The 12539-nt window shown below is 69.7% G+C and carries 13 protein-coding genes; 7 read left to right on the plus strand and 6 right to left on the minus strand.

The genetic code is table 11. The features are described from left to right. The first annotated feature begins 18 nt into the window (after nucleotides 1-18). Nucleotides 19-2604: a bifunctional FO biosynthesis protein CofGH gene (locus tag OG542_RS23175; RefSeq protein ID WP_328413504.1), complete on the plus strand. Its 2586-nt coding sequence runs from the start codon at nucleotides 19-21 to the stop codon at nucleotides 2602-2604. A 59-nt stretch (nucleotides 2605-2663) separates the two neighbouring features. Here the strand turns inward: OG542_RS23175 and OG542_RS23180 are convergent, their stop codons facing one another. Then, nucleotides 2664-4079, minus strand: a complete 1416-nt coding sequence (locus OG542_RS23180) for a hypothetical protein (RefSeq protein WP_328413505.1) — start codon at nucleotides 4077-4079, stop codon at nucleotides 2664-2666. 37 nt (nucleotides 4080-4116) lie between these two features. Continuing rightward, a complete protein-coding gene (locus tag OG542_RS23185) occupies nucleotides 4117-4587 on the minus strand; it encodes a GtrA family protein (RefSeq protein ID WP_328413506.1) in 471 nt (156 codons plus the stop codon). Nucleotides 4588-4680: 93 nt separating this feature from the next. On the opposite strand from OG542_RS23185, the gene OG542_RS23190 reads away from it, so the two are divergent. Then, complete coding sequence (locus OG542_RS23190; protein WP_328413507.1) at nucleotides 4681-5670, plus strand: glycosyltransferase family 2 protein; 990 nt, start codon at nucleotides 4681-4683, stop codon at nucleotides 5668-5670. 73 nt (nucleotides 5671-5743) lie between these two features. Continuing rightward, a complete protein-coding gene (locus tag OG542_RS23195) occupies nucleotides 5744-6313 on the plus strand; it encodes a hypothetical protein (protein ID WP_328413508.1) in 570 nt (189 codons plus the stop codon). Between the two features lie 9 nt (nucleotides 6314-6322). Here OG542_RS23195 and OG542_RS23200 read toward each other — a convergent pair whose 3' ends face one another. Further along, nucleotides 6323-6835 (minus strand): DUF2165 domain-containing protein, encoded by a 513-nt coding sequence (locus OG542_RS23200; protein ID WP_328413509.1) that lies wholly within the window; start codon nucleotides 6833-6835, stop codon nucleotides 6323-6325. Nucleotides 6836-7177: 342 nt separating this feature from the next. Here OG542_RS23200 and OG542_RS23205 point away from each other — a divergent pair, with 342 nt between their 5' ends. Next, nucleotides 7178-8479: a hypothetical protein gene (locus OG542_RS23205; protein ID WP_328413510.1), complete on the plus strand. Its 1302-nt coding sequence runs from the start codon at nucleotides 7178-7180 to the stop codon at nucleotides 8477-8479. Between the two features lie 34 nt (nucleotides 8480-8513). On the opposite strand, the gene OG542_RS23210 is transcribed toward OG542_RS23205, so the two are convergent. Beyond that, nucleotides 8514-8717 (minus strand): DUF397 domain-containing protein, encoded by a 204-nt coding sequence (locus OG542_RS23210; RefSeq protein WP_328413511.1) that lies wholly within the window; start codon nucleotides 8715-8717, stop codon nucleotides 8514-8516. Next, nucleotides 8714-9526 carry a helix-turn-helix domain-containing protein gene (locus OG542_RS23215; RefSeq protein WP_328413512.1) on the minus strand — a complete coding sequence of 271 codons (813 nt, stop codon included), beginning with the start codon at nucleotides 9524-9526 and terminating at the stop codon, nucleotides 8714-8716. Before OG542_RS23215 ends, OG542_RS23210 begins: the two co-directional genes overlap by 4 nt. A gap of 112 nt (nucleotides 9527-9638) precedes the next feature. On the opposite strand from OG542_RS23215, the gene OG542_RS23220 reads away from it, so the two are divergent. Continuing rightward, entirely contained in the window at nucleotides 9639-10088 is a 450-nt protein-coding gene (locus OG542_RS23220; protein WP_328413513.1) for an ATP-binding protein, read from the plus strand. 9 nt (nucleotides 10089-10097) lie between these two features. Next, the gene (locus tag OG542_RS23225) at nucleotides 10098-10691 is read left to right on the plus strand and encodes a hypothetical protein (protein WP_328413514.1); all 594 of its coding nucleotides are present in this window, start codon (nucleotides 10098-10100) and stop codon (nucleotides 10689-10691) included. On the opposite strand, the gene OG542_RS23230 is transcribed toward OG542_RS23225, so the two are convergent. Beyond that, nucleotides 10651-11241, minus strand: a complete 591-nt coding sequence (locus OG542_RS23230) for a GNAT family N-acetyltransferase (RefSeq protein WP_328413515.1) — start codon at nucleotides 11239-11241, stop codon at nucleotides 10651-10653. The two genes, OG542_RS23225 and OG542_RS23230, sit on opposite strands and share 41 nt — an antisense overlap. 156 nt (nucleotides 11242-11397) lie before the next feature. On the opposite strand from OG542_RS23230, the gene OG542_RS23235 reads away from it, so the two are divergent. Beyond that, nucleotides 11398-12513 (plus strand): ADP-ribosylglycohydrolase family protein, encoded by a 1116-nt coding sequence (locus OG542_RS23235; protein WP_328413516.1) that lies wholly within the window; start codon nucleotides 11398-11400, stop codon nucleotides 12511-12513. Nucleotides 12514-12539: the final 26 nt, after the last annotated feature.

Genomic DNA, 12539 nt, shown 5'->3' on the forward strand with positions numbered 1-12539 from the left:
CACTCGTATGCTCGAAGGATGACGACTTCCGCGACCTCCGGAACGGGCCCCACCGAGAACTCCATGCGTCGCGCCCTGAAACGGGCCAGGGACGGCGTCTCCCTCGATGTCGCCGAGGCGGCGGTGCTGCTCCAGGCCCGGGGCGGGCATCTGGAGGACCTGTCGGCCTCGGCCGCCCGGGTCCGGGACGCCGGCCTCGAGGCAGCCGGCCGGCCCGGCGTCATCACGTACTCCAAGAGCGTCTTCATCCCCCTGACCCGGCTGTGCCGGGACAAGTGCCACTACTGCACCTTCGTCACCGTCCCCGGCAAGCTGCGCCGCGACGGGCACGGCATGTTCATGTCCCCGGACGAGGTCCTGGACATCGCCCGCAAGGGCGCCGCCCTGGGCTGCAAGGAAGCCCTCATCACCCTCGGCGACAAGCCCGAGGACCGCTGGCCCGAGGCGCGCGAGTGGCTCGACGCGCACGGCTACGACGACACCCTCGCCTACGTACGGGCCATCTCCATCCGGATCCTGGAGGAGACGGGCCTGCTGCCCCATCTGAACCCGGGCGTCATGAGCTGGACCGACTTCCAGCGCCTGAAGCCGGTGGCGCCCAGCATGGGCATGATGCTGGAGACGACCGCGACCCGGCTCTGGTCCGAGCCGGGCGGCCCCCACCACGGCTCTCCCGACAAGGAACCGGCCGTGCGCCTGCGCGTCCTGGAGGACGCCGGGCGGTCCTCCGTCCCCTTCACCTCCGGGGTTCTCATAGGCATCGGGGAGACCTACGAGGAGCGCGCCGAGTCGCTGTTCGCGCTGCGGAAGGTGACCCGGGCCTACCACGGCGTCCAGGAGCTGATCATCCAGAACTTCCGCGCCAAGCCGGACACCGCGATGCGCGGCATGCCGGACGCGGAACTGGACGAGCTGGTCGCCACGGTGGCCGTCGCCCGGCTGCTCATGGGCCCGTCGGGCTGCATCCAGGCCCCGCCCAACCTCGTCGACGACGAGTACGAGCGGCTGATCGGGGCCGGCATCGACGACTGGGGCGGGGTGTCCCCGCTGACCATCGACCACGTCAACCCCGAGCGCCCGTGGCCGCAGATCGAGCAGCTCGCCGAGAAGTCCCGGGCGGCCGGCTTCGAACTGCGGGAGCGTCTGTGCGTGTACCCGGAGTTCGTGCGGCGCGGCGAGCCCTGGCTGGACCCGCGGCTGCGCCCGCACGTGGCCGCGCTGGCCGACCCGGAGACCGGGCTGGCCCGCCCCGACGCCCTTCCGCGGGGCCTGCCGTGGCAGGAGCCGGAGGAGGTGTTCACGGCGTCAGGCCGCACCGACCTGCACTCCGCGATCGACACCGAGGGCCGTACCTCCGACCGCCGGGACGACTTCGACGAGGTGTACGGCGACTGGGGCGCCCTGCGCGAGGCCGCCGCCCCCGGCATGGCACCGCAGCGCATCGACACCGACGTGCGCGAGGCCCTGCGCACCGCGGCCGACGACCCCACGAGGCTCACCGACGACGAGGCGCTGGCCCTGCTGCACGCGGACGGGCCGGCGCTGGACGCCCTCGCGCGCATCGCCGACGACGTACGGAAGTCGGCCGTCGGTGACGACGTCACCTACATCGTCACCCGCAACATCAACTTCACCAACGTCTGCTACACGGGCTGCCGCTTCTGCGCCTTCGCCCAGCGCCGCACGGACGCCGACGCCTACACCCTCTCCCTGGACCAGGTCGCCGACCGGGCGCAGCAGGCCTGGGACGTCGGCGCGGTGGAGGTGTGCATGCAGGGCGGCATCCACCCGGACCTGCCCGGCACGGCGTACTTCGACATCGCGCGGGCGGTGAAGGAACGCGTCCCGGGCATGCATGTGCACGCCTTCTCGCCGATGGAGGTGGTCAACGGCGCGACCCGCACCGGCATGTCCATCCGGGAGTGGCTGACCGCCGCCAAGGAGGCGGGCCTGGACACCATCCCGGGCACGGCCGCCGAGATCCTCGACGACGAGGTCCGCTGGATCCTGACCAAGGGCAAGCTGCCCGCGGCGGACTGGATCGAGGTCGTGAGCACGGCGCACGAGCTGGGCATCCGGTCGTCCTCGACGATGATGTACGGCCATGTCGACCAGCCCCGCCACTGGCTCGGGCATCTGCGCACCCTCGCGGGCATCCAGCAGCGCACGGGCGGTTTCACCGAGTTCGTGACGCTGCCGTTCGTGCACACCAACGCGCCGGTGTACCTGGCGGGGATCGCCCGCCCGGGCCCGACCATGCGGGACAACCGCGCGGTCACGGCCATGGCCCGGCTGCTGCTGCACCCGCACATCCCCAACATCCAGACCAGCTGGGTGAAGCTGGGCACCGAGGGCGCGGCCGAGATGCTCCGCTCAGGCGCGAACGACCTCGGGGGCACGCTCATGGAGGAGACGATCTCCCGTATGGCGGGCTCGTCGTACGGCTCGTACAAGTCGGTCAAGGACCTCATCGCGGTGGCCGACGCCGCGGGCCGCCCCTCGAAGCCCCGGAACACCCTCTACGGAGACGTCCCGCAGGAGCGGCAGCAGGCGGCACAGGCGTCGGACGGGCATCTGCCGGAGCTGCTGCCGGTACTGGACTGACGGTACTGGGCTGCGGGTGCTGGCCTGCCGTACCGGGCTGCCGGTACCGGGCTGAGGATTCAGTGGCCCCCGGCGTCCGCCGGCTGATGCGCCGTCAGGGCGCGGTCGGCCGGGGCGCCGGGGGCCGCCGGTGGCGGGGCGGGCGTGCCCCGGCCCAGCCAGAGCAGCAGCAGGCCCAGGGAGCAGGCGATCGCCGGCCAGTAGATGTAGCGGAAGTCCGTCGCGGGCATGATCGGCAGATAGCCGAGGATGTAGGCCGCCGAGCTGATGCCCAGCGCCCGGACCGGCATCGAGAGCAGGCCCGTGCCGGGGCGGACGGCCAGCACGAGCGCCATGGCGAGCCAGAACCAGCCGCGGAACAGCCACGGCAGGTCCCGGGCCATGCCGCCCACATACGTGCCGAGCGTGTCCTCGAGCCGGGGATGCGCCACCTCGACGCCCAGGTCGTTGCGGGTGATCCCCGCTTTGTAGACGTAGCCGGTCTCGAACAGCAGACTCGCGAAGAGCCGCAGCCGGTACTGGACATACCGCGGCACATGCCCGCTCATCTCGCCCAGCCACAGGGACGTGATCTCGCCCGAGTCCCCGCGCAGTCCGTCCGCCGGGCGCGCGTAACAGGCCCAGTAGGCGTCCGACAGGGCGCCGACGCGTCCGCACTCCTCGGCGGCGGACACGAGCCGGTCCCTGAGGTCGGGTGACACGTCCGCCGACCGGAGTTCGTCCACCCTCAGGACGTGGACCAGGTCGTCGAGCATGATCTGCGCGCCCTGCTTCGTCTCCAGGGGCCGGGCGAACAGGGAGATGGCGGCGGCCGGCACGACCAGGGCGGCCACGAGTGCCGCCGTGCACGTCACCCACGTACGGCGTCCGGGAGCGCGCCACAGCGCGAGGACCAGCATGACGAAGACGGGGATCGCGGCGAAGAAGGCGTTCTTGCGCACCAGCATGGCGTACGCGAGGAACAGCACGCCCAGCCCGAGCAGCCCCCACCGCAGGGCGGGACGACGAAGCTCGCTGTCCCGCAGCCGCAGCCCGGTGAACGCGACCGCGCACGCGGCGAGCAGCGCGAACGCCGTGTGGACGTCCTTCCACACCACCCCGACGAACGTCAGCACGAAGGGAGTCAGCCCCAGGCCGAGCACGGCGAACGAACCGGCGCGGCTCCCGGTCAGCGCCCCGACGCACCGGGCCAGCACCCAGAGCGCCCCCCAGAAGAGAACGGACTGGAGGACGAGCATGGAGGCGATCGAGCCGGTCACGGCGATCAGCGCACGCCACACCAGGCTCAGCACGGGCGGGTGCCAGTCCGTCAGGGGCAGCTTGCCCTCCGCCTGGCGGAGCTGGTCGAGGCTGTCGGGACTCAGGTACCCGGGGGCGAAGACGAGGATCGTGGCCAGACAGCAGACCGCGGCGACGGCGCCCAGTGCCCAGAGCCATAGTTGCTGCGGCCGCCACGTCCATCCCTTTTGTCCCATATGCCGGATGGTAAGGCTTCAATCGGACAGTACGGGTTCAAGGTGCGACGAAGACGTACCGCCGATAGGCGTAGAAGCGGAACAGGGTCGCGAGCACCCAGCCGAAGATGCGGGCGGTGTTGTCACTGAGCGCCGAGTCGAGCCCTAGCAGCTGCCGGGAGGCGAAGACCGTGCCCGCGGTGATGGCGAGCCCCACGCCGTTGGCCACGAGGAACAGGGCGAGTTCGCGGGTCACCCTCTCGCCGTGCTGGTGGCGGTAGGTCCAGTAGCGGTTCCCGGCCCAGCTGAAGAGCGCGGCAGCGGCAGTCGCGAGAACGGACGCCTGGACGGGGGAGGCGCTCATCGGCCCGCCCCGCGCACCGCCGGGCAGGCCGAAGACGAGGAGGTTGTAGCCGCCGTTGTCGACGACGAAGGCCAGGGCCCCGACGACACCGAACTTGGCGGCCTCGCGCCAGATGCCCTTGATGGCGTCACGCGCACGCAGCGTCACAGATGCGAGGACCGGCACACGGCGAGCCTAACGACCCGGCGCGCCCTCACCGCTCAGGCACGCTCATATCGCATGATTTCGTACTGTGTGATGAATCGCTCTGACTGAGGAGTGGTCGTGGAACCGACGATCGCGTGTGTCGTGCCGTGTCACAACGAGGAGGCGTCCATCGGCAAGGTGGTTCGCGACCTGCGGACGGCCCTCCCCGAGGCCGTCGTCTACGTGTACGACAACGCCTCCACCGACCGCACCGTGGAGATCGCCCGGGAAGCGGGCGCGATCGTCCGGGAGGAGCCCCGCAAGGGCAAGGGCAATGTCATCCGGCGCGCCTTCGCCGATGTCGACGCCGATGCCCTGCTCCTCATCGACGGCGACGACACCTACGACGCCGCACGCGCCCGGGACCTGGTGGACCTGCTCTTCGAAGGGCCCTACGACCAGGTCGTGGGCGCCCGCCGGGTGACGGTCGACGGGGCCTACCGGGCGGGACACGCGGTCGGCAACAAGCTGCTCACCGGAGCCGTACGGTCCCTGTTCGGCAACGACGTGACCGACATGCTCAGCGGCTACCGGGTCTTCTCGCGGCGCTTCGTGAAGTCCTTCCCGGCGCTGGCGAGGGAGTTCGAGACGGAAACCGAGATGACGATCCACGCCCTGCATCTGCGCCTCCCCACCGCGGAGGTCGTCGTGGACTACCGGGTCCGGCCCGCGGGCGGCGAGAGCAAACTGCGCACCTACCGGGACGGCTGGCGCATCCTGCGGGTCATCCTCGACCTGGCGCGGCGCGAGCGCCCCTCGCTCGTCCACACCGTGATCGCGGGCGTGCTGGCCCTGGTCTCGGTCATCCTCGGCATCCCCGTCATCGCCGACTTCATCGAGACGGGCACCGTGCCCCGTGTCCCCACGGCCATCCTCGCCGCCGCCATCATGACGATCGCCGCCCTCGTCCTGCTCGTGGGCTACATCCTCGAGTCACTCATGCACATGCGGCAGGAGCAGTCCCGGCTCGTGCACCTCTCCTACCCGGCTCCCGCCCGCGCGCCGCACTACACCGCCCATGGCGCCGGCACCGGCCCGGTACCGGTCCGCAAGACCCCCTGAGGCCGCCGGGGGAGGGGCGCGCTCGCAGTACGATGATCGGAACCCCGGTTTGCGGGGTCCCGTGACCTAGGAGATGCGTGCCGTGCCTGCCCGACTTCCTTCGTGGGCCTGGACGACCGGCCTGACCGTGGGAGCGATAGCCGCGGTGACGGTCCTGGCCGTGCAGGCGGACCGGGGCCCGCACCCCACCGCCACGTCGGCCAAGCCGAGCAGCGCGGCGTCGGCGGGTGTGCGGCCCACCCCCTCCGCGTCCGCACCGACCCGGGTGCCCGACGGCTCCGGCACCGGCCGGCGCGTCGTCTACTCCCTCGGCGAGAAGCGGGTGTGGCTGGTCGACGCGAGCGAGGGGAGCCGCCGTACGTTCGCCGTGTGGCCGGGCACGGTCAGCCCCGACCCCGGCTCGTACACGGTGTCGTCGCGCAATGAGGGCACGACCGGCTCGGACGGCGTCCAGATCGAGCACATCCTGTACTTCGCCGCGAAGTCAGGCGTCTCCGTCGCCTTCTCCAACGCGGTCGACGGCGCCTCACCGCCGCCCGCCGCCTCCGGCGCGAAGACGGGCGGAGTCCGGATGCGGAAGGCGGACGGCACGGCACTGTGGGCGTTCGGCACGGTTGGTACGACGGTGACTGTGGTCAAGTAGAAGCCGTGGTCAGGTAGAGGACGTTTCCGTCCGCGGGGCCGGCAGCTGGTTGACGATCAGCACGACACCGCTGAACAGGAAGACACGGGTCGCCGCGTCCAGCCCGTTCCAGCTCTTCGACTGCCACATCGAGAACCACTCGCCGCCGATCCCGATGAACCCGGCCCCGAACAGCAGCATCACCATCAGCAGCCCGTACGTCGACAACTGCCGCGCACGCCGCTGATCACGTCTGGCCCACAGCCAGCTCCCGACTATGAGGACGAACGCGGCGACGGTCTCCCACGCGATGATCGCGATGTAGGCGGCGTCCTGAAGCGTCTCGCTCGTGATGGCCCGCCACATCAGGTCCTCGTCCTTGAACGTGGTGTCCATGGCCAGCACATGCCGGACGAACTGCTGGTTGGTGCCGAAGTCGGTGATGTTCCCGAAGGCGACGAGAGTCATGTAGAGGGCGATGGTCGCGGTGAGCAGCATGGCGGCAAGAGGCAGCATGCCGCGTGAAGTTGGGGAGGTGGCCATGCCGATCATTCTCCCCGAGCGGCCGGTGTGCACGATAGCCATTCCTGCTACGGGAGTTGGGCCCGGGCGGCGAGGAGACGGGTGTCAGAGAGTGCGGTCAGCGCTGTACGTAGGCATGCCCAAGGTGTCGTAAATCCAGTGATCACGCCGTAAAGGCGTAACATGTTGGAATTTCGGGCACCTACCATCGCGTGGGATTTCTTGGGGGGATGAATGACCGCTAGTGGCAGTCCTGTTCCTGCTCCCGGCACGCCGGGGAACTCCGACGACGGGGATGCGGGGGCGCCCGGGAGCCTCCCCGCCAGGCTGCCGCATCGCTTGGCTTCCAGGTACGACACCGTCATGCGATGGCTTTACCGGCGCATCCATAGCCGCGGACGCGTCGTCCTGCTGCTCTATGGCTTGTTGCTCGGCTGCGTCGGCCTCGCTGATACCTATGGCGGTCTGGATCTCAGTGCGAAGATGATCGGAGTTTTCCTCACCGTAGCTGCAATTATCATCGTCGGCAGTTGTATCGTTGCTCTCGCCGCCGGAACACCTGCCCGCCGGCGCCGGAGGGCACTACTCTCCGCGGATCTGGCCGTGATCGTGATCAATAGCTGGATCATCTATCGCGTTCAGTCCGAATTCGTATTCCAGCCCGTTCTCGTCATGACCGCAACGGTCGTGATCAGTACGCTGCTCTTGACCGTGTGCCTTGTGCTGGGGGACGTCCGAGAGACTCCCGAGCCGCCGCCCCCTCCGCCTTCGCCTCCGGTGACCTCAGCCGACAGACAGGCATGGTCGACAGTGAGGGGCGCGGTAATCGCAGCGGGAGGTGCCGTCTTGGCGGCTTCCTTCACCGTCCCACAGTTCTGGTATGCCGCCCTTTACGAGCCGTCCCAGGAAAAGCCGGTCGTGCAGGCGGAGGCGAGCATCGAGAGCATCGAAATGCGGGACCACGGCGTCGAGCTCACCGTGGAGATCACGGTCGAGAACAAGGGTAAGACGCCTGTAACGATGCTCACGTCGCTGTACGAGATCACTGGGACGATGCTGGGAAAGTTTGAAAACGACCCGGAACATGGATCGGAGTACGAGGCGATCGTCGGCGGGAACTATGGTTCCGCGGCGAGGGTAAGCCCGGGCACCGCCTACTCGAGCCCCAGGCAGATTCAAGTCGGACCCGTGGGCGAGGACTACGCTTGGATCGGCCCTGATGAAGAACTTCACGCCACCCTGGTCGCGCGTGCCCCTCGAAAAATGGACTACTCCCTGTACCGGATCTCAGTGGACGTCGCTGTCGCGAGGGCAGACCGTGTGGAGGCCGAGAACCGGCCGGAGTCGTCCCGTCAGATGATGACGTGTAAGGGCGCCGATATCGCTCAGGATCGGCGCCCACTCACTCACCGCAGTACCTTCGACTGGCTGACAGAAAGTAAGCGGGACCTCGTCACCTTCTGGGTTCTCGGCGGCAACGGTGGCTGGGAATCGCCGTGGTGGCCGGCGTTCCCATGGAACGGGGTGTCGATCGAGCATGCCGGGCACGGCTGTGACCATGCCTTGAAGCCCGATAACGACGGCTTGGAGAACGACGCCATGGTCGGCTGGGCCAGCACGGTAGCTGAAGCGTGGAGGCCGCAAGAGGCAGACGACAAGCCGTGAAGGTTGGCAGCCGCGCCCTCACGGCGGGCCGACATCACCGGGCGTCGCAGCAACCCTCCGCGAACCCCAGGAACTGGGCCCAGGCGTCGTCGGTGAACGCCAGACGTGCGCCGTCCTTGTTCTTGGAGTCGCGGATGCGGATGGCGGGGTGATGGGCGGGGGATATGGCGACCTCGACGCAGTCGGGGCCGTCATTGCTGCTGTAACTGCTCTTGAACCAGTTGAGTTCAGCGGTCACGTCTCTTCTCCCAGAACTTTCTCAATGAAGGCCAGGGACTCTCGGGGAGAGAGGGCCTGCGCCCGGATCATTCCATAGCGCATGTCGAGGATCTGGGCGTCCCGGGGGTCGCTGATCACGCGATTGTGCAGCTGCGCCTCGAAGTGCCCCAGGGTCTTGCCCTCCTGGAGCTTCAGCACCCGGAACGGACCTGCCATACCCGCGTGGTCCTCCCGGTCCGTCGGCATGACCTGGATCGACACATGCCGCAACTTGGCGACCTCCAACAGGTGTTCGAGCTGTTGGCGGAGCACCATTCTGCCCCCAATCGGCCTCCGCAGCGTCGACTCTTCCTGGACAAACGTGATGAGCGGTCGCGGTTCGCGATCGAACACGGCCTTCCGTGCCATGCGCGCGGCGACGTGCCGCTCGATCTCGTCCTCCGTGAAGGCCGGCCGCCTCATGGCGTACAACGCCTGGGCGTACTCCGGTGTCTGGAGCAGTCCGTGGATCTGGTGGTTGTCGTAGGCCCCGAGTTCGACGGCCTCGTCCTCCAGCTTGGCCAGGTCTCTCACCTTCTTCGGATACCGAGCCTTCTCCACGTCCTCCTTCATCGCGGAGAGCTTGCCGCCGGCGTTGAGGACCTCATCGGCCTTGTCGAGGAAGTCGGGCTTCGGAACCCGCCGCGCCCGCTCCACCGACGAGACCATCTCCTCCCCGTAGCCGATGGCCGCCCCCAACTCCGCCTGCCTCAACCCGGCAGCCTCGCGCCACATCCTGATCTGCCGCCCGACCGCCCTGAGCACGGCCGCCGCTTCCTCGTCCTCCACGCTTCCCCTCCTGACGTACGACCCGTACGACCCCGCAACGCGTCCGGACAGTCACCCTCCGTACCGAGGTCATTGCTGTTCAGAGTAGGGATGGACGACCACGCTGGGTGACATGAGTCAGAAATCCCCCACGCACCTCCCGCTCTTCACGCGGCACTTCGCAGTGCAGTTGTCCGCTACTCGAAGAGGTGCTCGACTGGCCCGCCTGCTCACCGAACGCCAACTCGACGCGTGGGATGAGCCGTACGACGCTGCCGCGCAGGTGGTGGCGGAGCTGGCGTCCAACGCCGTACGGCATGGACGGGTTCTGGGCAGAGACCTCCGGCTGCGCCTGAAACTGCACGCCGACCGCACGCTCCGTATCGAGGTCACGGACGCCCGGGGAGACCGGATCCCCCGCATCCCGGACCCGGGAGAGGAGGAGGCGGAGGGCGGCAGGGGCTTGCGCATCGTCGAGGCCTACGCGGACCGCTGGGGCGTGACGAACGCACCGGCCGGCGCGAAGACGGTGTGGGCCGAACTGGCGCTGGGGCACGGCGACATGGCAGGCCGTTCGATCTAGGGTGATCGGATGGACGTGGGGGCGGTCTTGATAGCCGTGGCCGGTGTGGCGGGGACGCTCGGAGCCGCGTTGCTGACCCAGCGGGGCGCCGAGAAGGCGAAGCGGCGCGAGCTGGAGATGACCCAGGCGCTCCAGGATGCGCGGGAGAACCAGGAGCTGCGGCGCCGCTGCTACACGGAACTGCACCGCGACGCACGACAGTTCTGCACGGCGCTCAGCCGTCATCTGTACGTCCTGCGGGATCGTGCGCCGGGTGACGAGGACGTACGGGCGCTGGAGGCGGCCAAGGACACCTACCGCGACCGCTGGTCCGAGGCGCTGATGATCGCGCCGGATGCGGTGATAGGCCCGGCCGGGGAAGTGAACGGAGCCCTGAACTCAGTCTACGGGCAGGTCAAACGCCTGGAGGGGACCCCGCGACCCGGTGAATCCCTGCACTTGGCCGCTGAGGCACAGCACGGCATCTGGTCTCTGATCGCTGCCGCGAGGGAAGCGATGCGCCATGATCTGGGCGCGACGGGTTCGGGGGCGCTGTTGCGCTCCCCCGACGACCCGGAGGCCGTCACGCGCGACTTCGAGGAGCCGGATCGCGGCCGGTCATGACCCGGCCGTTCGCCGCGCCAGAGACTTGAGAACCGGCCCGCCCGAGTTCCTTCTCCAGCAGCGTGAAGGACTTGGGTGTCCCGCCCGGCTGCGGCTTGCCTTCCTTGTGGCCCACTATCCGGTAGCCGGCGTCCCGGTAGTAGGCGGTGAGCTGGGCGTTGCCGGCCAGGCAGTCCAGGCGTACGTGGGTTCGGCCCGCAGCGGACACGCGGCGTTCCGCGGCCTCCAGCAGCCGCCGCCCCGTCCCGGGCGGGGCGGTGTTCCGGTTCACCATGAGCCGGTGCACGTATCCGGCCACGGGCGGCTGCGGACCCCAGGCGGCCTCGTCCTCCCACCACAGTTCCCAGGCGCCGGCGACGTGCCCGTCGGCCTCCGCGAGCCAGACCTCGCCCTGGGCCATGACCCGGCGGAAGTGGTCCTCGTCGAGCTCTCCGGGCTGCCACTGCCCGGTGATGCCACGGGTCAGCATCCAGCGGGCCGCGTCGTCGCGGAGGCGGACGAGAGTGGAGAGGTCGGCCTCGGTGGCCGGGCGGGCGTGTAGATCATTCACCCGGGGATCCTCGCACAGCTGTCCGAGGTCTCGAGTGCTCAGAGCGACGGCCCGTAAGCCGGCCGTGAGGACGGTATTCCGCCCACTGAACCCACCGTCCCCGTTCGATTACAGTGCTGAGCTGTCGTACGTATGGACGGTCCCTAGGAGGTCAAGGTGGGTGCGACTGCCGGCGCCGTCTGGGGCCGTACGGAGCAGCAGGACTTCCGCAGCCGGGTGCGCGGGACGCTGCTCGGCGTGGCCGTGGGGGACGCGCTGGGCACGCCCGTGGACGGGCTGGGGATCGACGGGATCAGGGAGGCGCACGGGGCCGAGGGGCTGGTCGATCTGGCCCCCGCCTACGGCAGACGCGGTGCCGTCACGCACATCACGCAGCTCACCCTGTTCTCCGTGGACGGGCTGATACGGGCCCAGGTGAGGCGGGACACCGGAGCCTGGCATCCGCCGACCGATGTGCACCGGGCTTACCTGCGCTGGGCCGCCACCCAGCGGGACTGGGGGCCCGACGAGCGCCGCAAGGACGACGGCTGGCTCGCGCGGGAGGAGTGGCTGTACGCGCGGCGGGATCCCCACCAGGCCCTGTTGCTCGGGCTCGGCGACGAGATCATGGGCACCCCGGACACCCCCAAGAACCCCGGGGAGGCCGGGCCCGAGGCCGCCACCCGGTCCGCCCCGTTCGGGCTGCTCGTGGGATGGGAGCCGCAACTGGTCGCGCAGCTCGCCGTCGAGTGCGCGGCGCAGACCCACGGTCACCCCACGGCCTCGCTCGCGGCGGGTGCGTACGCCGTGATCGTGCATGCCCTCGCCCTCGGGGAGAGCATCGACGGTGCCGTGCAGCGGGCCTTCGCGATGCTGGCCGCCCGGCCCGGGCACCAGCCCGTGTCGGACGCCCTCCAGCACGCGCTGGGCGCCGTACGGCAGGGGATGCCCGGCCCGGAGCGTGTGAGCGAGCTGTGCGGGGCCGGTACGGCGGAGAGCCTCGTCGGCGCCGCCGTGTACTGCGCCCTGGTCGCCGCCGACGTCCGGCACGGGCTGTGTCTCGCCGTCAACCACGACGGCCCGTCCGCCGCCACCGGCGCGCTGACCGGCGGACTGCTCGGGGCCCTGCACGGGGAAACGGCCCTCCCCCCGGCCTGGCTGGCCGAGCTGGAGGGCCGCCCCACCGTCCTGGAGCTGGCCGACGACTTCGCCATGGAGATGACCCAGGGGCCCGCCCTGCACGGGCCCGGGGGGTCGTCGCCGGGGTGGCTCGCCCGCTATCCGAGGGCCTGAGCCCGCGCCGCCGGTGAGCCGTCGGC

Origin of the sequence: Streptomyces violaceus (genome assembly GCF_036014075.1) — a bacterium.
GTDB classification, from domain to species: domain Bacteria; phylum Actinomycetota; class Actinomycetes; order Streptomycetales; family Streptomycetaceae; genus Streptomyces; species Streptomyces violaceus.

Coding starts and splice junctions, on each gene's coding strand:
- OG542_RS23175 (WP_328413504.1), top strand. CDS start 19: ATGACGACTTCCGCGACCTCCGGAACGGGCCCCACCGAGAACTCCATG.
- OG542_RS23180 (WP_328413505.1), bottom strand. CDS start 4,079: ATGGGACAAAAGGGATGGACGTGGCGGCCGCAGCAACTATGGCTCTGG.
- OG542_RS23195 (WP_328413508.1), top strand. CDS start 5,744: ATGCGTGCCGTGCCTGCCCGACTTCCTTCGTGGGCCTGGACGACCGGC.
- OG542_RS23200 (WP_328413509.1), bottom strand. CDS start 6,835: ATGGCCACCTCCCCAACTTCACGCGGCATGCTGCCTCTTGCCGCCATG.
- OG542_RS23205 (WP_328413510.1), top strand. CDS start 7,178: ATGCGATGGCTTTACCGGCGCATCCATAGCCGCGGACGCGTCGTCCTG.
- OG542_RS23220 (WP_328413513.1), top strand. CDS start 9,639: ATGAGTCAGAAATCCCCCACGCACCTCCCGCTCTTCACGCGGCACTTC.
- OG542_RS23225 (WP_328413514.1), top strand. CDS start 10,098: ATGGACGTGGGGGCGGTCTTGATAGCCGTGGCCGGTGTGGCGGGGACG.